Source organism: Mycobacterium sp. HM-7, from assembly GCF_053852335.1.
Window position 1 is genome coordinate 6051046 of sequence record NZ_CM132657.1, and the last position, 18833, is coordinate 6069878.

16 protein-coding genes are annotated in these 18833 nt (G+C 68.3%); 10 read left to right on the forward strand and 6 right to left on the reverse strand.

Annotated elements, in window-relative coordinates; genetic code table 11:
* The first annotated feature begins 24 nt into the window (after positions 1-24).
* From ACWW1C_RS29080 to ACWW1C_RS29100, 5 genes are all read left to right on the forward strand, one after another.
* Positions 25-2064, forward strand: coding sequence for a DUF4132 domain-containing protein (locus tag ACWW1C_RS29080; RefSeq protein WP_455984482.1), 2040 nt, complete (start codon positions 25-27; stop codon positions 2062-2064).
* A 31-nt stretch (positions 2065-2095) separates the two neighbouring features.
* On the forward strand, positions 2096-2869 hold the full coding sequence (locus ACWW1C_RS29085; protein WP_455981483.1) for an LLM class F420-dependent oxidoreductase: 774 nt from the start codon (positions 2096-2098) through the stop codon (positions 2867-2869).
* Between the two features lie 78 nt (positions 2870-2947).
* Positions 2948-4708, forward strand: a complete 1761-nt coding sequence (locus tag ACWW1C_RS29090; protein WP_455981484.1) for an ABC transporter substrate-binding protein/permease — start codon at positions 2948-2950, stop codon at positions 4706-4708.
* On the forward strand, positions 4705-5442 hold the full coding sequence (locus ACWW1C_RS29095) for an amino acid ABC transporter ATP-binding protein (protein ID WP_455981485.1): 738 nt from the start codon (positions 4705-4707) through the stop codon (positions 5440-5442). The genes ACWW1C_RS29090 and ACWW1C_RS29095 overlap by 4 nt, the downstream gene beginning before the upstream one ends.
* Before the next feature lie 40 nt (positions 5443-5482).
* Entirely contained in the window at positions 5483-5947 is a 465-nt protein-coding gene (locus tag ACWW1C_RS29100) for a MarR family winged helix-turn-helix transcriptional regulator (protein ID WP_061006194.1), read from the forward strand.
* Here the strand turns inward: ACWW1C_RS29100 and ggh are convergent.
* Complete coding sequence (ggh, locus tag ACWW1C_RS29105) at positions 5944-7284, reverse strand: glucosylglycerate hydrolase (protein WP_455981486.1); 1341 nt, start codon at positions 7282-7284, stop codon at positions 5944-5946. The genes ACWW1C_RS29100 and ggh overlap by 4 nt on opposite strands.
* 54 nt (positions 7285-7338) lie before the next feature.
* Here ggh and ACWW1C_RS29110 point away from each other — a divergent pair, with 54 nt between their 5' ends.
* The gene (locus ACWW1C_RS29110; RefSeq protein ID WP_455981487.1) at positions 7339-8004 is read left to right on the forward strand and encodes an SDR family oxidoreductase; all 666 of its coding nucleotides are present in this window, start codon (positions 7339-7341) and stop codon (positions 8002-8004) included.
* A 92-nt stretch (positions 8005-8096) separates the two neighbouring features.
* Here the strand turns inward: ACWW1C_RS29110 and ACWW1C_RS29115 are convergent, their stop codons facing one another.
* Both ACWW1C_RS29115 and leuS read right to left on the reverse strand, forming a co-directional pair.
* Positions 8097-9293, reverse strand: coding sequence for an integrase core domain-containing protein (locus tag ACWW1C_RS29115; protein WP_455984156.1), 1197 nt, complete (start codon positions 9291-9293; stop codon positions 8097-8099).
* A gap of 120 nt (positions 9294-9413) precedes the next feature.
* Positions 9414-12296, reverse strand: a complete 2883-nt coding sequence (gene leuS / locus ACWW1C_RS29120; protein ID WP_455981488.1) for a leucine--tRNA ligase — start codon at positions 12294-12296, stop codon at positions 9414-9416.
* 195 nt (positions 12297-12491) lie between these two features.
* On the opposite strand from leuS, the gene ACWW1C_RS29125 reads away from it, so the two are divergent.
* Both ACWW1C_RS29125 and ACWW1C_RS29130 read left to right on the forward strand, forming a co-directional pair.
* On the forward strand, positions 12492-13523 hold the full coding sequence (locus tag ACWW1C_RS29125) for an LpqN/LpqT family lipoprotein (protein WP_455981489.1): 1032 nt from the start codon (positions 12492-12494) through the stop codon (positions 13521-13523).
* A 49-nt stretch (positions 13524-13572) separates the two neighbouring features.
* On the forward strand, positions 13573-13929 hold the full coding sequence (locus ACWW1C_RS29130) for a hypothetical protein (protein ID WP_455981490.1): 357 nt from the start codon (positions 13573-13575) through the stop codon (positions 13927-13929).
* A 10-nt stretch (positions 13930-13939) separates the two neighbouring features.
* Here ACWW1C_RS29130 and ACWW1C_RS29135 read toward each other — a convergent pair whose 3' ends face one another.
* A complete protein-coding gene (locus tag ACWW1C_RS29135) occupies positions 13940-14554 on the reverse strand; it encodes a YqgE/AlgH family protein (RefSeq protein ID WP_455981491.1) in 615 nt (204 codons plus the stop codon).
* Positions 14555-14672: 118 nt separating this feature from the next.
* On the opposite strand from ACWW1C_RS29135, the gene ACWW1C_RS29140 reads away from it, so the two are divergent.
* Positions 14673-15962, forward strand: a complete 1290-nt coding sequence (locus ACWW1C_RS29140; RefSeq protein ID WP_455981492.1) for an MFS transporter — start codon at positions 14673-14675, stop codon at positions 15960-15962.
* A gap of 9 nt (positions 15963-15971) precedes the next feature.
* Positions 15972-16754: a TIGR03084 family metal-binding protein gene (locus ACWW1C_RS29145; protein WP_455981493.1), complete on the forward strand. Its 783-nt coding sequence runs from the start codon at positions 15972-15974 to the stop codon at positions 16752-16754.
* Here the strand turns inward: ACWW1C_RS29145 and ACWW1C_RS29150 are convergent.
* Both ACWW1C_RS29150 and ACWW1C_RS29155 read right to left on the reverse strand, forming a co-directional pair.
* Positions 16751-17239, reverse strand: coding sequence for a pullulanase (locus ACWW1C_RS29150; protein ID WP_455981494.1), 489 nt, complete (start codon positions 17237-17239; stop codon positions 16751-16753). The genes ACWW1C_RS29145 and ACWW1C_RS29150 overlap by 4 nt on opposite strands.
* Positions 17240-17257: 18 nt before the next feature.
* Positions 17258-18751, reverse strand: coding sequence for a CCA tRNA nucleotidyltransferase (locus tag ACWW1C_RS29155; protein WP_455981495.1), 1494 nt, complete (start codon positions 18749-18751; stop codon positions 17258-17260).
* Between the last annotated feature and the right edge of the window lie 82 nt (positions 18752-18833).

Sequence of the window (18833 nt, forward strand, 5' to 3'; positions counted from 1 at the left end):
CCGCGACCCTACGATCGAAATGTGATGCCAGATTCAGCGCTGCCACCGCAGTCGCAACCGTGGCGGGCGATCGACGCGGAACCGCTGCGTCCGGCAGTCAATGCACTACTCACCGCGATCCACGAGATCTCCGCCAGCCACGATCTGCTGTCGTGGGTGGCTTGTCCGCATTACGGTGACGCCGACGTCGATGCCGTGCTCGACATGCTCAGCTCCGATGGACCGCCGACCCAACAGAATCCGTGGGTGTTCAACCTCGAGCTGATCGCGCAGCCATTGGCAGAGTTCACGGCCGCGCCGGGCGTCGACGCAGCAGTACTGATCACGGTGTTCGGCTACATCAGACACGATTTGCACTCGGTGCTGAAGCTGATGGACGTCATCCACGCCAAGACCGGCGGCCCCGACCTGACAGCCCTTGCCGCGCTATTGAATCCGCTGGACTGGCCCGACAAGGCTCTCGCGTTCGCCTACGCAAGGGGGACCCTCGGCCGCGATTGGCCGGACTCCGACGTACTACCGCTGTTGACCGCCAATGCCGTTCACCTGGTTGATCGGGCTGTGAGCGGTGACGCCCACGATGACTTGCCCCCACTCTGCTTCACCACGTTGGCCGCGCTGCCGGCGATCCCCGTCGATGCTGCCGAGGCGCTCTACGCCGTAGCGCTCGGCCCCAAAGTCACCCACCGCAAGGCGGCACAAGCTGCGCTGGCGAAGGCGCCTGATCGTCGGGCTCGCATCTATACCGCGCTGGCTGACAAGCGACAGAAAGTACGCTTGGCCGCAGCACAGTGGTTGACGACCACCGGCCACGCCGAGGACCGCGACCGGCTCGAAGTCTGCCTGCGCGCCGAGTCCAGCGAAGCAGTGCGCGGCGCACTGCTGGATGCGCTGGACGCAATCGGCCACTCCGCCGCGAACTACCTCACCCCCGAGCACCTCATCGCCGAAGCGGCGTCCGACACCAGCGCAAGCCCGGCCGAATTGTCGTGGCTGTTGTGGGAACAGCTGCCGTCTGTCCGCTGGGCCGCCGACGGCAAGCCAGTTCCCGACTCGGTGATCCAGTGGCTGGTGAAGCAGGCCTGCAGGTCGAACACCCCAGTTCCCGACGCCGGTCTGCGTCAACATGTCGGCTCGTTGGATGCCGACGACCGGGTCGGGTTGGGCGACTTCCTGTTGGAAGGCTGGACCATGGCCGATGAGTTCGCTTTCAGTTCCAGCGGCACCGAGCAGCAGACCGTGTCAGCCATCAAATCCAAAGGTGTCCTGGCGCTCGTCGCGGCCTGTGCCAGCCCGAATGCCGCGACGGTGGCCGCACGGACCATCCATTACTTCGACACGATGCGCATGGCGCAGTGCCGCGCACTGATGACGATGCTGGCGCACCTCGATGGTGACGAAGCCGCCCGGGTGCTGGCCTCGATGCCGGCACACACCAAATCGGCCCGACTGTTGGAGGAGGCCACGACGCTCCTCGGCGAGCTTCCGGCCCGCTACGGATGGTCTCCGGAAGAGGCAGCGGACCGCGCTGTTTCCGATGCCGGCTTCGATGCGGACGGCCGCATCCAACTGACGTTCGGCGACCAGCCGTTCTTCGGCTGGCTGCAACCCGACCTCGGAGTGACCGTCACCGACTCCACCGGCGCCGGCTGCACTCCTGCACAACTCGGCGCCGACCCCGTCGCGGGACCCATCGCGCGACGCCGCCTGACCCAAACAAGGAAGCAACTCAAGCTGATCGTCGCCGAGCAGGCCGACCGGTTGCGCAAGGCCATGCACGACGGCCGCGCCTGGGCGGTCGCCGACTGGCAGCGGTTTGTGCTGGGCCATCCCATCATGGGCAGGTTGGCTCGGCGGGTGGTGTGGGCGGTCGATACGGCTACCGGCCCCGTGCCTTTCCTGGTGTCCGCCGATGGCGCATCTGTCGATGTCGACGGGAGTCCCGTGCCGCTACCGGAAGCAACGACCCTGCGAGTGGCTCGCGCCGCCGACATTCCGACAGCCCAGCACAGCCGATGGCGGTCAGCCCTCGCCGGACAGACGCTTGACCAGTTCACAAGGTGAGGAGCGGCGCTGACCGGTTAGCGTGGAACGCATGACCCGTATCGGTGTTCAACTCCAGCCCCAGCACTCCCCCAACTACGGCCTGATGCGCGACGCGGTCCGTCGCAGCGAGGACCTCGGCGTCGACGTCGCCTTCAACTGGGACCACTTCTTCCCGTTGTACGGCGACCCGGACGGCGCACACTACGAATGCTGGACGATGTTGGGCGCCTGGGCCGAGCAGACCTCGCGCATCGAGATCGGCGCGCTGGTCACCTGTAACTCGTACCGCAACCCGGAACTGCTGGCCGACATGGCGCGGACGGTCGACAACATCTCCGACGGGCGGCTGATCCTGGGCATCGGATCCGGCTGGAAAGAGAAGGACTACGACGAGTACGGCTACGAATTCGGCACGGCCGGAAGCAGACTCGACGACCTGGCGGCCGCCATGCCGCGCATCATCTCGCGGCTGGGCAAGCTGAACCCGCAGCCGGTGCGCGAGATCCCGATCCTGATCGGCGGACAGGGTGAACGCAAGACGCTCAAGCTGGTCGCGCAGTACGCGCAGATGTGGCACAGCTTCACCACGGCGTCGAGCTATCCGGAGAAGGCCGCGGTGCTGGACCGGCATTGCGCCGACGTCGGCCGCGACCCGAATACCATCGTCCGGTCGGCCGGCGTCGACAACAGCGGCGACGGCCTGATCGCCAACGCCGAAGCACTTACCGCGCTGGGTGTTTCGTTGCTGACGGTCGGCGTCAACGGGCCCGACTACGATCTGGGCGACGCCGAGACGCTGTGCCGGTGGCGCGACAGCCAGTAGGTGAGGCCACCCGGCCGGATGAATTCCCGGCGAGCTGAAGCCACGGCATTCGGCCGGGTACCGGCTAGGTTGACCTGCGTGACCTCTTTCCTGCGTGCGACGGTAGCGATACTGGTGGCACTCCTGGTCGGCTCGCTGAGCGTGGGCGTCCCGGCCCGCGCCACCACCGACCAGTGCGCACCGCCCGGCGAGCAGAGCGCCAGCGCCCTGCCCACCAACCTGTCCTCGGCCGCCAAAGGCGACGGCACCGACAAGTACACGACGCCTGGTACCCAACCACTTTCGGCGGTGCGGCCGGAGACCTTGGGGCTGGGCACTCCCGGCGTGCTGACCGTCGGGACGCTGTCCGACGCCCCGCCGAGCATCTGTATCAACTCCAGCGGCCAGTTCACCGGGTTCGACAACGAGCTGCTGCGCGCCATCGCCGAGAAGCTCGGCCTGCGCGTCAACTTCGTCGGCACCGATTTCGCGGGGCTGCTGGCGCAGGTCGCGTCCCGCCGGTTCGACGTCGGGTCGTCGTCGATCACCACCACCGACGCCCGGCGCCGCACCGTCGGATTCACCAATGGCTATGACTTCGGCTACTTTTCGCTCGTCGTGCCGACCGGATCCGCCATCAACGGGTTCGGTGCGCTGAAGGCGGGGCAGCGCATCGGCGTCGTGCAGGGCACCGTGCAAGAGGCCTACGTCGTCGACACCCTGCACCTGGAACCGGTGAAATTCCCGGACTACGCCACGGTGTACGCCAACATCAAAACCCGCCAGATCGACGCCTGGGTGGCGCCGTCACAGCAGGCCTCCGGCACGGTGCAACCGGGCGACCCGGCGCGGATCGTCGAAAACACCTTCAGCTTGGACAATTTCGTGGCATACGCGGTCGCGAAGGAGAACAGGCCGCTGATCGACGCGCTCAACGCCGGCCTCGACGCGGTGATCGCCGACGGCACCTGGGCGCGGCTGTACTCCGATTGGGTGCCACGGGCACTGCCGCCGGGCTGGAAGCCCGGATCGAAGGCCGCGCCCGTACCGCAACTGCCCGACTTCAACGCCATCGCCGCGTCACATGCGTCGGCCGCGCCGTCCGCCGGTCCCGCGCCGAAATCCACACTGGCCCAACTGAAAGACGCGTTCGGAGACTGGCGACTGTACCGGCAGGCCATTCCCGACCTGTTCAAGACGGGGCTGCCGAACACCCTCATCCTGACCATCAGCGCCAGCGTCATCGGCCTGATCATCGGCATGGCGCTCGCCATCGCCGGCATCTCCCGGTCCCGCTGGCTGCGCTGGCCGGCGCGGGTGTACACCGACATCTTCCGCGGCCTGCCCGAGGTGGTGATCATCCTGGTGATCGGGCTGGGCATCGGCCCGGTGGTGGGCTCGCTGACCGGAAACAACCCCTACCCCTTGGGAATTGCCGCGCTGGGGCTGATGGCGGGCGCCTACATCGGCGAGATTCTGCGCTCGGGTATCCAGAGTGTGGACGCCGGCCAACTCGAGGCCTCGCGCGCACTGGGCTTCGGTTATCCGGCGTCGATGCGCCTGGTCGTGGTGCCGCAGGGTGTGCGACGGGTGCTGCCGGCGCTGATGAACCAGTTCATCTCGCTGCTGAAGGCATCGTCGTTGGTGTACTTCCTCGGGTTGATCGCCAGTCAACGGGAGCTGTTCCAGGTCGGCCGTGACCTCAACGCCCAGACCGGCAACCTGTCTCCCCTTGTTGCCGCCGGGCTGTTCTATCTGGCCCTGACCGTTCCGCTGACCCATCTGGTCAACTACATCGACCGGCGACTGAGCAAGGGCAAGCCCGTCGCAGCCGAGATCCCGACCCAGGAGATCATATGACCACGCCGCAGGCAGTTTCCTTGGCCGCCAACGATATTCACCTGTCGTTCGATGCCAACACGGTGTTGCGCGGCGTCGACCTCGATGTCCCGGCGGGCACCACGACGGCAGTCATCGGCCCGTCGGGCTCGGGCAAGTCGACCTTGTTGCGCACCCTGAACCGGTTGTACGAACCGGACCGCGGCGACATCCTGCTCGACGGGCGGTCGGTCCTGACGGACAACCCCGATCAGCTGCGCCAGCGGATCGGGATGGTGTTCCAGCATTTCAACCTCTTCCCGCACCGGACAGTGCTGGAGAACGTCACCCTGGGACCGCGCAAGCTCAAGCGCCTGGACGCCGACGCCGCGCGCGAACTCGGCCTGAAACTGCTCGAGCGGGTCGGGTTGAAACACAAGGCAGACGTGCGTCCCGCGACCCTCTCCGGTGGACAACAGCAACGTGTCGCGATTGCCCGCGCACTGGCCATGAACCCCCAGGTGATGTTCTTCGACGAGGCCACTTCGGCGCTGGATCCCGAATTGGTCAAGGGCATCCTGACGCTCATCAGCGAACTCGGGGCCGACGGCATGACGATGGTTGTCGTCACCCACGAGATGGGTTTCGCCCGGTCAGCGGCGGATTCGGTGGTGTTCATGGATGGCGGCCGCGTGATCGAGACGGGGACGCCGGAGCGGATCTTCGAATCCGCAGAGACTCAACGTTTACGTCAATTTCTGGCGCAGGTCGTCTAATACCGGCCAGTATCCGGCATACACGTTAGACTATCGAACTATGTCGTCGACGGAGCCGCAGGTGGCGGACCTTGCAGGAGACCTGCAACAGGTCCTCTCCAAGCTGTTCAACGTGATGCGCCGACGCGTCGAGATCCCGAAGGACGCCGAAGCCGGTGCCGATCTGACGTTGGCGCAGCTGTCCATCCTGCTGACCCTGCTGGACCGCGGACCCATCCGGATGACGGAGTTGGCCGCCCACGAGCGGGTCCGCACACCCACCACCACGGTGGCGATCCGCCGGTTGGAGAAGCTGGGACTGGTCAAGCGGTCCCGCGACCCCTCCGATCTGCGTGCCGTCCTGGTGAACGTCACGCCGCGCGGGCTGGTGCAGCACCGCGAAGCCCTCGAGGCCCGCCGTCAGGTGCTCATCGCGATGATGGCCAAGCTGACACCCGAAGACATCGACAACATCTCCAAGGCCCTTGCGCCGCTGGAGAAGCTGGCCACCAGCAACGACGACTAGCCCAGCCAGTCCAGCACGGCCGCGGCCGTCCATGACTGCTGCATGCTGCCGAGCGGTTCCCCGGTGAAGGGTTCGTAGTATTCGGCGAACGTGCCGTCGCTGGCCTGCCGCAGGCCCTCCCGCCGCAGGATCGACGCGCGCTCGGACCACCCACGGCGCGCGAAACACCAGGAGAACAACCACGTCATCACCGGCCACACCGGGCCGCGCCAGTATTCGCGCGGGCGGAAGTCGCGGGATACCGGTGACGTGGACGGGATCAGCGGGTACTTGAGGTCGGGGTGCGCGCAGAACCGCGGACCCTCCAGCAGCCGCAACAGTGCCCGTTCCCGGTCATGCGGCAGGCCGCCGCAGAGCAACGGCGCGAACTGCGCGACGGTCTCACTCGCAATCCACTTGCCGGTCCGCAGGTCGAAGTCGCGGGCCGCGCCGGTGCGTTCGTCGCCGGTCGCCACGACGCCCTGCCGGAACCGCTCGGCCCACGAATAGAGTTCGCGCACATCGGCATTCGGCCGCTTGTAGTCCTCGCCGATCTCGGCCAGGACCGTGCACGCCACCGACAGGATGGCCGAGACGAACACGTCCTCGACCTGGAAGCTCATGACCTTCGGCAGCAGCGCGTCGTCATACCGGACGGACTTCATCTCCTCCAGCAGCCACAGGTACCGGTCGTACTCGACGTCAGACGGCCGCTGGCTGGTGTCGGTGATGATCGCGTTGTCCTCGCGCTGGTACTCGGGCACCGCGCCCGGAACCACATTGGCGTAGGCACTGTCCCACCGCGGCGAGTTGTCCATGCCGGACTCCCAGCCGTGATACAGCGTCACCCGGCCGCGCTCCTGCGGGTCGCGCGCCTCGGCCAGCCAGCGGTGCCAGCGCACCAGGTCGTCCCACCGTCGGTCCAGGAACGCTTCGGCGACGACGCGGGTCGAGCGCCCGCGGGTGCGCGCATGGTCCAGAATCCGTTGCACCGCAATGGCATGCACGGGCGGCTGGGTGATCCCGGAAGTCTCCCGGTTGCGCGGCGCGTTCACGGCCAGGGCCGTGGTCTCCCACCGCGCCGGCCCCGGGAAGTAGCCGTCGACTCCGTTGGCGAACACGATGTGCGGGATCATGCCGTTCGCCCATTGCGCCGACAGCAGCGTGTCCAGCTCGACGACGGCACGCTCGACCGTCAGCGACGCCAGGCCGATCGACACGAACGCAGCATCCCAGCTCCACATGTGCGGGTACAGCAACGGTGCCGCCGTCGTCATGACACCCAGGTCATTACCGCGCAGCAGGTAGGCGGCGCGGGCGGAGAGCTGGGTGGGCGCGAAGCTGTGGTCGGGTGGCATCGCTGTCTATTGTGCGTCGCCGCCCCGGGATTCGCTGATCGGTAGGCTCACGCCATGCCGACCGCAATGATCACCGGCGCTTCCCGGGGCCTCGGAGTGGCCATCGCCGAAGCCCTCGCGCCGACCCACACCCTGTTCCTGGCGGGGCGGCCAACTGCCGAACTCGATGCCGTGGCCGAGCGACTGGGCGCGACCACGTGGCCCATGGACCTCACCGACTACGAGGGCGTCGAGGCGACGGTGGAGCCGATCGTCGAGCTCGACGTGCTGGTGCACAACGCCGGTGTCGCGTATCCGGGCCGTGTCGGCGAATCCTCCATCGAGGAGTGGCGGGCCACCATGGAAGTGAATGTGCTTGGCGCCGTTGGACTTACCCTGCCGCTGCTGCCGGCGTTGCGGGCAGCCCGGGGCCAGGTCATCTTCGTCAACTCCGGGGCCGGCCGCAGCCCGTCCCCCGGCCTGGCGTCGTATGCCGCCAGCAAGTTCGCGCTGCGGGCCTTCGCCGACGCCCTGCGCACCGACGAGCCGTCATTGCGGGTGACGACGGTGTACCCGGGCCGGATCGACACCGACATGCAGTGGAATCTCGTGGCCTACGAAGGCGGCGAATACAAACCCGAGCGCTTCCTCAAGCCCTCTACCGTCGCGCAGGTGATCGCGCAGGTGGTGGCCACCCCGGAGGACGCCCACCAGCACGAGGTGATCATCCGCCCCCGCTGATCCCCCGCGATTTGTGCACGATTTTCCGCGGTGGGCGCGGTGTGGTGTCTCGGGACATCGCTGACACTTATGTCTCGGGACATCGCTGACAGTCAGTGTGCGGGTTTGGGTGCGCGGGTGCGGTATGTTCGCGTGGTTTTGTCGCCGGGCTGATAGCGGCGGGTTGGGTCGGCGGTGAGTTCGCGGATCAAGGTGGTGCCGCTGAAGATGGCGATGTGGTCGCCGTCGCGGATGCAGTCGCATTGGTGCCCAGCCCAATACCGGCCGACGTTGATGACGTAGGGCGGCACGAACACCCGACCGGTCGTGTCGTTAACGGTGCCGGTGGTGACAAACACCGGGGCCGGCAAGGGCCGGTCTGCGGGGCGGGCGCGTTCGGTGGCCGCGAAAACCTCTGCCGGAGTGGCTCCGCCGAGCGCTCGATGTGGTCGTTGGTGGTTGTAGCAGTGTCGGAACACCGCGAGCAGATCGTCGAGGTCAGCGACAGTGTCCGGGGTGGGGTGCGCGTGGAGCCACTTTTTGAGGGTCTGCCAGAACCGCTCGATCTTGCCGCACGTCTGCGGGTGATAGGGGGTCGAGTTGATCGTTTTCACTCCCAGGGCCCGCAGGTTCGCCTCGAACGTCGTTTCAAACCCGAGCCGCCGCCCGGTGTACATCAGGCCGTTGTCCGACAACGATATTGACGGAATCCCGCACTCGCTGATACCGGCCAGCATCACCGACCACACCAACTCGCCGGTGCCCGGCCCGGCTGCGGCGGCCAACCCGACCAGGTAGCGGGAATGATCATCCAGACAGCCCGCAATGGCCACCGCCGTGCCGTCCGCCAGTGCCCATTCGGTCCAGTCTGATTGCCAGCAACCGTTCGGGCGATCGAAGACAAACCGTTTGGTCGCTGACTTGGGCCGTTTACGCGGCTGCGGGGTGATCGCACCGTGGCGCGTCAAGATCCGCCAGATCGTGGCCGGTGCGGGCACACCAACATGGCCCTCACGCCGTAGCGCCCAGTGGATCGAGTGTGCGCCGTGGTCGCGGCCGGCTTCCAATAGCTCCTTGCGGCGGCGCAGCACCAGCTCCTCGACCGCGGCCGCGGTCTGCCCGGGACACGACACCGGCCGTCGTGATAGCTCTTCGAGTCCGGTCAGCCCTAGCTGCCCGAACCGCTTGCGCCACTTATAGAACGTCTGTCGACTGATCTGCTGATCCCGGCAGAACGCCGCCACATTCTCGACCTGCCCGGCCAACGCCGTCGCAGCACGAATATCCATCGCCGTCACCTTCTGGGCCATGAACCACGATGGGTCCACACCTCACTCAGGTGTCAGCGATGTCCCGAGACATACATGTGTCAGCGATGTCCCGAAACAAGACACCGCGGTGGGCGCGGAACATCGTGCACAAATCCCGGGTCAGGCGACGATGTTGACCAAGCGGCCGGGAACCACGATGACCTTCTTGGGCGTGGCGCCGGCCAGGAACGCCTGCACCTTCTCGTCGGCGAGCGCGGCGGCTTCCAGCGTGGCCTTGTCGGCGTCGGCGGCGACGACGATCTTGCCGCGCACCTTTCCGTTGACCTGCACCGGGTACTCGACGGTGTCGTCGACCAGGTAGCGCTCGTCGGCGACCGGGAACGGGCCGTGTGCCAGCGACTTCTCGCTACCGAGGCGACGCCACAGCTCCTCGGCCAGGTGCGGGGCCAGCGGCGCGACCATCAGCACCAGCGGCTCGACCGCGGCACGGGCGGTGACGGCCTCCTTGGTGAGGTGGTTGGTGTACTCGATGAGCTTGGCGGCGGCGGTGTTGTTGCGCAGCGCGGCGTAGTCCTCGTTGACCCCGGCGATGGTCCGGTGCAGCTGCTTGAGCGTCTCGTCGGAGAGGGCGTCGTCGGAAACCCTTGGCTCACCGGTGGTTTCGTCGACAACGACGCGCCAGACACGCTGCAGGAACCGGTGCGCGCCGACGACATCCTTGGTGGCCCACGGCCGGGACGCCTCCAGGGGACCCATCGACATCTCGTAGACGCGCAGGGTGTCGGCGCCGTATTCCTCGCAGATCTCGTCGGGCGAGACGGAGTTCTTCAGGCTCTTGCCGATCTTGCCGAACTCCTGGTTGACCTCGATCTCACCGTCCGGACCGGTCCAGAAGAACTTGCCTTCGCGCGGGGCGACTTCGGCGGCCGGCACGTAGGTGCCGCGCGCGTCGGTGTACGCGAACGCCTGGATGTAGCCCTGGTTCACCAGCCGGCGGTACGGCTCGCGCGACGACACGTGCCCCAGGTCGAACAGCACCTTGTGCCAGAACCGCGAGTACAGCAGGTGCAGCACCGCGTGCTCGACGCCGCCGACGTACAGGTCGACGCCACCCGGATCCGAGGCGCCGTGGATCTCGGGCCGCGGGCCCATCCAGTAGGCCTCGTTCTCCTTGGCGCAGAACGTTTCCGAGTTGTGCGGGTCGGCATAGCGCAGCTCGTACCAGGAGCTGCCGGCCCACTGCGGCATGACGTTGGTGTCGCGGGTGTAGGGCTGCAGCCCGTCACCCAGATCCAGGTCGACGTGCACCCATTCGGTGGCCTTGTTCAGCGGCGGCGACGGCTCGCTGTCGGCGTTGTCCGGGTCGAACAACACCGGCGAGTAGTCGGGCACGTCCGGAAGTTCCACCGGCAGTGCCGAATCCGGCAGCGGGTGGGCCTGGCCGTCGGCGTCGTACACGATCGGGAACGGCTCGCCCCAGTACCGCTGGCGAGCGAAAAGCCAGTCGCGGAGCTTGAATTCGACGCGGGCCTGACCGCGGCCGGCCGCCACGAGCTTCTCGGTGACAGTGGCCTTGGCGTCGGCGACGTTCAGGCCGTCGAGGTAGTCGGAGTTGACCACCGCTCCGTCACCGGTGTAGGCGGCTTCCGAAAGATCGCCGCCCGCAATCACTTCCACGATGGGCAGGCCGAACGCGGTGGCGAACTCCCAGTCGCGCTGGTCGTGGCCGGGCACCGCCATGATGGCGCCGGTGCCGTAGCCGGCCAGCACGTAGTCGGCGATAAAGATCGGAACCTGTTGTCCGTTAACCGGATTCGTGGCGTAAGCGCCGGTGAACACGCCGGTCTTGGTCTTGTTCTCCTGGCGCTCCAGGTCGGACTTGGCCGCGATGGCGGCGCGGTACACCGCGACGGCCTCGGCCGGGGTGGCCTCGCCACCGGTCCAACGGGGATCGACGTCGGCCGGCCATGAGGTGGCCAGCAGCGAGTCCACCAACTCGTGCTCGGGAGCCAGCACCAGGTAGGTGGCGCCGAACAGGGTGTCCGGCCGGGTGGTGAAGACCTCGATGTCGGCCTCCCCCGCGGAGAACAGCACCGCGGCGCCAGTCGATTTACCGATCCAGTTGCGCTGCATGGCCTTGACCTTGTCGGGCCAGTCCAGCACGTCCAGGTCTTCGAGCAGCCGGTCCGAGTAGGCGGTGATGCGCATCATCCACTGCCGCAGGCGCTTGCGGAACACCGGGAAGTTGCCGCGCTCGCTGCGGCCGTCGGAGGTGACCTCTTCGTTGGCCAGCACGGTGCCCAGACCCGGGCACCAGTTCACCATCGAGTCCGAGCGGTAGACCAGGCGGTATGAGTCGACGACCACGGCACGCTCGGCGGCCGACAGCGCCGACCAGTCGCGACCGTCGTCGAGAGTGCGTGCGCCGGAATCGAATTCGGCGATCAGGTCGGCGACCGGCCGGGCCTTCTGCTGCGCCGCGTCGAACCAGGCGTTGTAGATCTGCAGGAAGATCCACTGCGTCCACTTGTAGAAGTCGGTGTCGGTGGTGGCGAAGCTGCGCCGCGAATCGTGGCCCAGGCCCAGCCGACCCAGCTGCCGCCGGAAGTTGACGATGTTGGCCTCGGTCCTGGTGCGCGGGTGTGTGCCCGTCTGCACCGCGTACTGCTCGGCGGGCAGGCCGAAGGCGTCGAAGCCCAGGGCGTGCAGGACGTTGCGGCCCGTCATGCGGAAGTAGCGGGCGTACACGTCGGTGGCGATGTATCCGAGCGGGTGCCCGACGTGCAGGCCCTCACCCGAGGGGTACGGGAACATGTCCTGCACGAACATCTTGTCTGCCGGCACCGGCGAGCCGTCGGTGGGCGCAAGGGAGCCGACGGGGTTGGGCACGTTGAAGGTCCCGCGGTCCGTCCACACCTGCTGCCAATCGGCCTCGATCGTGCCGGCCAGTTCGGCGGTGTAACGGTGCTGCGGGCTGTCGGCGTCTGCGGTCACGGCCGCCTCGGGACGCGCGTTGGCCTGCGCATTCGGGGAATCGCTCACGTGCACAGGGTAGTCAACACCCCCGGCGCGACCTGCATCACGCCAGCCGATCGCCGTTGGTCTCGGTTCCGTTGCAGTGCGGTCAGAGCACGGTTGCAGGTGCGCGCCGGATCTGGTGGGCACTGCGCACACCTACATACAGTCGGCTCCAGTGCAACGCATGAGACAGAAGTGAAGCGGAAGGACCGGCGCCACATGTTCGAGAACGCTCGCCACTGGCGACTTCTGGCAGGGGGTGTCGCCGCAGGCCTGGCGGGTGTCGTCGGCTTCGCAGGCAGCATCGCAAGCCCGATCTCGTCGGCCGATCCCCTGCCGCCCCAGCCCGTCATCCCGGCACCCGCGACGGTGACCCAGACCGTCACCGTGCAGGCCGCCCCGGCACCGGTGGCTGCCGCCCAGCCGGCCGGCCCCGCCTTCATCCCCGCAGGCCAGCCCGCCGGTGTGCCGCAACCGGCGACGCTGCCCCAGCCCGCGGTGGCGCAACCGGTCCCCGCGCCCGCACCGGCACCGGTCCTCGCGCCGGCCACCTCGGGCACCCTCGTCGACTACCTCCGCGCCCACAACGTCGCCATGCAGCGACAGACGGCCGCCGGCTTCACCGCGCTGAACATCGTCCTACCGGTGCCTCCCGGCTGGGCCGCGGTGCCCGATCCGAATGTGCCCGACGCGTTCGCCGTCATTGCCGACCGCGTCGGCGGCGACGGCCTCTACACCTCGAATGCCGCGCTGCAGGTCTACAAGCTGGTCGGCGACTTCGACCCGCGGGAAGCCATCAGCCACGGCTTCATCGACAGTCAGCAGCAGGTCGCGTGGCGGTCGACCGACGGTTCGATGGCCGATTTCTATGGCATGCCGTCGTCGATCATCGAAGGCACCTACCGCGAGAACAACATGACGCTGAACACCTCGCGGCGGCACATCATCGCGACCTCCGGTGCGGACCGGTACCTGGTGACACTGGCGGTGACGACGAGCGCGCAGGTGACCGTCGCTTCCGGCAACGCCACCGACGCCATCGTCAACGGGTTCAAGGTCAGCGCGCCGGGTGCACCGGCGGCAGCGCCCGCACCCGCCGTGGTACCCGCACCCGCCGCCGTACCGGCTCCGGCCGCACCGGCTCCTGCCCCGGCCCCCGCCGCACCGATGGTTCCGGCGCCCGCCGCCGTCCTCCCGCACGCCGCCGGGGCCGTGCCCCTCACCGCGTCCATCCCTGGTCTCGGCCGCTGACCGGTCACCGGTTTGGAGCGTCCCCCGGGGCGCCCCTATCCTGAGACGCATGCTGATCGCCGCCGTGCTGTGCCTGTGCGCGGCCGTGGTGACCGCGGGCGTCGGCACCTGGTCGCTGCGCCGCCCCCATTCGACGGACACCGTGCCGCGCGTGCTGCGCTCGGTGGCACCGATCCAACTCGCGACGGCCGTGATGCTGGCCGCCGGTGGTGCGGTCGCACTCGTCGCACCGCGCGGCACCGGGGTGATGGTGCTGATGGTCTGCGTGCTCGGCGCCGTCGGCACCTTCGCGGCCGGCTGCTACCAGGGCGCGAAGGCCGGGGCCGCCATGATGGGCCTGGACGACGCGCCCGCAGGCGACGGCTGCGCCGGCAGCTGCGCCAGCTGCACGCTGTCCTGCAGCTGAATTTCTCCGGCTAGTTCCGGCTCACATCGATCGGGTGTGTCGCCAGCATCGCCATGGGCATCGGCTGACGCCGTAGCACCCGTGACCACAGATCCACCCGCGGTTCCACGAGGACGTCCGACGGCAGCGCCGACAGCACGATCCAGTCGTCGCGCTCGATCTCACCGTCGAGCTGGCCCACCGACCACCCGGAGTAGCCGGCGTAGATCCGCACGCCCTCCACAGCGCCTTCGATGTCCTCGGGGTCGGCGTCCAGATCGACCATCGCGATGCGGCCCTGCACATGCCGCAGTCCGGGCACCGATGCGGCGTCGACACCGACCTTCATGGTCGCCAGGCACAGCGCGGAATCGCGCTTCACCGGACCGCCGATGAACATGGACTTGGGTTTGGTGGCGAGCTTCGCCCACTGCGGCAACACGTTGTAGACGGCCGTCTCGCTGGGCCGGTTCAGGACGACGCCGAGCGTGCCACCGGAGTTGTGCTCGACGATGTAGATGACGCTGCGCCGAAAGGTCGGCTCCAGCAAATCGGTGTTGGCGAGCAGGAGTGTGCCCGCCCGGATCCGGTGCGTGGCAGGGGCAATGAAATCCTCCGGTTCCTCTGACTGCGCCACGCCCTCCATCATGGCACTTGAGGGCCGTCGCCGTGACCAACGCACACGGCCCGCCGGGATATTTGTACTGTGGAGCGGGTCGCTTCAATCACGCCCGGCACTCTCAAATCAGGACACGAATATCCCAGTGACCGACCGCCGTCCCCACCACGTCGTCCTGCATGCAGTGCAGGCTCTGCCGGACTTCCGCCGGCTGCTGGAACTGCGCGCGGTCAGTCAGTTCGGCGACGGACTTTTTCAGGCCGGTCTGGTCGGCGCGCTGCTGTTCAACCCTGATCGGGCGGCCACGCCATGGGCCATCGCCGGCTCCTTCGCCGCGCTGTTCCTGCCGTACTCGCTGCTGGGCCCGTTCGTCGGCGCACTGCTCGACCGCTGGGACCGCAGGCAGGTGCTCATCGCCGCCAACCTCGCGCGGCTGCTGGTGATGGTCTGCGTCGGCGCGCTGCTGGCCGACGCCGCGTCCGACAGGCCAATCCTGTTCGGCGCGTTGATCGTCAACGGTTTCACCCGCTTCGTCTCCTCGGGTCTGTCGGCCGCACTGCCGCACGTCGTGCCCACCGAACAAGTGGTGTCGATGAACTCGGTGGCCACCGCCGTCGGCGCGGTCTCGGCGTTCGTCGGCGCCAACGTGATGCTGCTGCCGCGGTGGCTGATGGGCGCGGGCGACACCAGCGCCGCGGTGGTGATCTGGTTGGCGGTACTACCCGTCGCGCTGGCGCTGTGGCTGTCGGTGCGCTTCCACCGCCACCTCCTGGGGCCTGACGACAGCGCCCGCGCGGTCCACGGGTCGGTCACCTACGCCGTCGTCACCGGCTGGATCTACGGGCTCCGGTCGGTCGCGAACGTGCCGACGGTGACGGCGACCCTGACCGGTCTGGCGGCCCACCGGATGGTGTTCGGCATCAACACCCTCATGGTGCTGGTGATCGTCCGGCACGGCGGCGGCGAGCACGTCGCGGGCTTCGCGGTGACGGTCGTGTTCGTGGCCGCCGCAGGCCTCGGGTCGTTCCTCGCCAACCTCGTCATGCCCGCGGCGGTACGGCGCTGGGGCCGCTACGCCACCGCGAACGGGGCCCTGGCCATCGCGGCCGTCGTGCAGCTGTCCGGCGCCGGGTTGCAGATACCCGTGCTCATCGCCTGCAGTCTGGTGCTGGGGACGGCCGGGCAGATGGTCAAGCTGTGCGCCGACTCGGCCATGCAGCTCGACGTCGACGACGCGCTGCGCGGGCACGTGTTCGCGGTCCAGGACGCGCTGTTCTGGCTGGCGTTCATCATCGCGATCACGGCATCCGCGGCCGTGATCCCGGCCGACGGCAAGTCCTCGGCGCTCATGGCCGCCGGTGCCGTCGTCTACCTCGTGGGGCTTGCCCTGCACGCGACGCTGGGCAAGCGCAGCAGAACCAGCGGTACCGTCTAGGGTGCTGCCATGGCCCCCAATGCTGCTGCCGGTGTGATCGCCGATCTGCGTGCCGAGAGTGACGACCTGGACCGCTTGGTCGCCGACCTGCCACCTGCCGACTGGGCCACTGCGACTCCCGCCGAGGGGTGGACCATCGCCCATCAGATCGCGCATCTGTGGTGGACCGACAAGGTGTCGGTGCTGGCGGTGACGGACGAGGACGCCTTCGCCGCGACGCTCACCGAAGCGTGGAAGAACCCGCTCGGGTTCGTCGACGTGGCGGCCGAAGAACTCGCGCAGACCCCGCCGGCAGAGATGCTGGCGCAGTGGCGCGCCACCCGGGCCACGTTGCACGACGCGCTGGAAGGCGTCGCGGACGGCCGCAAGCTGCCCTGGTTCGGCCCGCCGATGAGCGCGGCGTCGATGGCCAGCGCCCGGTTGATGGAGACCTGGGCGCACGGCGCCGACGTCGCCGACGCACTCGGGGTTCGGCGCGAGCCCACGGCGCGACTCAAGTCCATCGCGCATATCGGGGTTCGGACAAGGGATTTCGCGTTCACCCTCCACGAGCTGACCCCGCCCAGCGACGTGTTTCACGTGGAACTTTCCGCACCCGACGGGTCCGTCTGGACCTGGGGTCCCGACGATGCCGCGCAGCGCGTCACCGGTTCGGCCGAGGACTTCTGCCTGTTGGTGACCCAACGGCGGCCGCTGCGCGAGCTCGACGTGACGGCCGTCGGCGACGACGCCCAGAAGTGGCTGACCATCGCGCAGGCGTTCGCCGGGCCGCCCGGGGCAGGCCGGGACTAACCGGCGGTGGGACCGGCTGCGTCGGCCGCGCCGTCCCCGTCGGAGTCCGACAGCCGCACATCCCACCGCCCGTCACCGTCGGTGTCCGCGTAGGCGGCAGACCCGGCCAGCACCCGGTCGGCGAGTCCGTTGCCGTCGGTGTCGATCAGCCGGTCATCGGCCGCGCCGTCGCCGTCGAAGTCGACGACCGCTCCCCCGCTCTGCTCGGTGCCATCCAAGCCGAACCACCGCAGCCCCGCGCCCACGGCCCAGGTGCCCGATCCGTCGTCGGTGAGCGTGCGCCGAGCCCCGCTGTCCGCGACATCCACCACCGCATGGTCGGCCCGGCCGTCGCCGTCGAAGTCGGCCAACGCGTCGTCGAACAATCCGTCGCCGTCCACATCGAGCCGCACGCCGTCGAGCGTGCCGTCACCGTCGGCATCCACGGCCGGCTCCCCCGGCCACCACGACGCCGACCCGTCTCCATCACTCAGGCAATAGTCCATACCTGATTGGACGGATGGTCAGCCTCTGGCGTTCCACCATTTCTGCAATTCGGCGACGGCCTCGTCATGGGTCAGCGGGCCGCGGTCCATCCGGAGCTCCTTGAGGAACCGCCACGCCTCGCCGACCTGCGGCCCGGCCGGGATGCCGAGCAACGTCATGATCTCGTTGCCGTCCAGGTCCGGCCGCACCCGCGCCAGATCCTCCTGCGCTGCCAGCTCGTCGATGCGCCGCTCGAGGCCGTCGTAGTTGGCCTGCAGACGCGCCGCGCGCCGGCGGTTGCGGGTGGTGCAGTCGGCGCGCACCAGCTTGTGCAGCCGGCTCAGCAGCGGGCCGGCGTCGGTGACGTACCGGCGCACGGCCGAGTCCGTCCACTGGCCGGTGCCCTTGTCGTCGGCGTAGCCGTGGAACCGCAGATGCAGATACACCAACTGCGAGACGTCGTCGACCATCTGCTTGGAGTACTTCAACGCACGCATGCGCTTGCGCGTCATCTTGGCGCCGACGACCTCGTGGTGATGGAAGCTGACGCCGCCGTCGGCCTCGTGGCGGCGGGTGTCGGGCTTACCGATGTCGTGCAGCAGGGCCGCCCACCGGAGGACGAGGTCGGGTCCCTGGTCCTCCAGGTCGATCGCCTGCCGCAGCACCGTCAGCGAGTGGTGATAGACGTCCTTGTGCTGGTGGTGTTCGTCGATGGCCATCCGCATGGCGCCGACCTCGGGCAGCACCACATCACCCAGCCCGGTCTGCACCATGAGGTCCACGCCGGCCATGGGGTCGGCACCCAGCATCAGCTTGTCCAATTCGGCGGCGACGCGCTCGGCGGTGATCCGGCCCAACTGCGGCGCCATCTCGATGAGGGCCTCCAGCACCCGCGGCGCCACCGCGAACCCCAGCTGTGAGACGAAGCGGGCGGCCCGCAACATCCGCAGCGGGTCGTCACCGAACGACACCTGCGGCGCCGACGGGGTGTCGAGCACCTTGTCGGCCAGCGCGCCCAGCCCGCCGAGGGGATCGTGGAACTCACCGATGCCGCCGGGCAGCTCCGGGTTGATCCGGACCGCCATCGCGTTCGCGGTGAAGTCCCGGCGCACCAGATCGTCCTCGAGCCGGTCGCCGAACACCACCTCGGGGTTGCGCGACACCTGGTCGTAGCTGTCGGCCCGGAAGGTCGTGATCTCGATGCGCTGCCCGTGCTTGGCCACCCCGATGGTCCCGAATTCGATCCCGGTGTCCCACAACGCTTCTGCCCAGCCACGCAGCATCTTCTGGAGCTGCGCCGGACGGGCGTCGGTGGTGAAATCGAGATCGTTCAGGTCGCGGCCCAGCAGTGCGTCACGCACGCTGCCGCCCACCAGATACAGCTCATGACCCGCCGCGGTGAACACCCGGCCCAGGTCGATGAGCAAATCCGCATGCTGATTCAGTGCGACCGCTGCGGCGGTCAGCAGGGTCGCCGGGTCGCTGCGCGGGCTCCGCTCCGGTCCGCCTTCGGCGCTTGCATCGTTCGGCACGTCCGATGAGCCTAATGCGCCCACCCGCGGCCGGAGTACCCACCATCGCGGCACGGTCACAACTGGGCCACTGACCGGCGAG

Excerpts from the sequence above, each read along its gene's own strand:
- ACWW1C_RS29080 (WP_455984482.1), top strand. The coding sequence starts at position 25 with ATGCCAGATTCAGCGCTGCCACCGCAGTCGCAACCGTGGCGGGCGATC.
- ACWW1C_RS29085 (WP_455981483.1), top strand. The coding sequence starts at position 2,096 with ATGACCCGTATCGGTGTTCAACTCCAGCCCCAGCACTCCCCCAACTAC.
- ACWW1C_RS29145 (WP_455981493.1), top strand. The coding sequence starts at position 15,972 with ATGGCCCCCAATGCTGCTGCCGGTGTGATCGCCGATCTGCGTGCCGAG.
- ACWW1C_RS29135 (WP_455981491.1), bottom strand. The coding sequence starts at position 14,554 with ATGGAGGGCGTGGCGCAGTCAGAGGAACCGGAGGATTTCATTGCCCCT.
- ACWW1C_RS29125 (WP_455981489.1), top strand. The coding sequence starts at position 12,492 with ATGTTCGAGAACGCTCGCCACTGGCGACTTCTGGCAGGGGGTGTCGCC.
- ACWW1C_RS29150 (WP_455981494.1), bottom strand. The coding sequence starts at position 17,239 with ATGGACTATTGCCTGAGTGATGGAGACGGGTCGGCGTCGTGGTGGCCG.
- ACWW1C_RS29095 (WP_455981485.1), top strand. The coding sequence starts at position 4,705 with ATGACCACGCCGCAGGCAGTTTCCTTGGCCGCCAACGATATTCACCTG.
- ggh (WP_455981486.1), bottom strand. The coding sequence starts at position 7,284 with ATGCCACCCGACCACAGCTTCGCGCCCACCCAGCTCTCCGCCCGCGCC.
- ACWW1C_RS29110 (WP_455981487.1), top strand. The coding sequence starts at position 7,339 with ATGCCGACCGCAATGATCACCGGCGCTTCCCGGGGCCTCGGAGTGGCC.
- ACWW1C_RS29100 (WP_061006194.1), top strand. The coding sequence starts at position 5,483 with ATGTCGTCGACGGAGCCGCAGGTGGCGGACCTTGCAGGAGACCTGCAA.
- ACWW1C_RS29115 (WP_455984156.1), bottom strand. The coding sequence starts at position 9,293 with ATGGCCCAGAAGGTGACGGCGATGGATATTCGTGCTGCGACGGCGTTG.
- ACWW1C_RS29130 (WP_455981490.1), top strand. The coding sequence starts at position 13,573 with ATGCTGATCGCCGCCGTGCTGTGCCTGTGCGCGGCCGTGGTGACCGCG.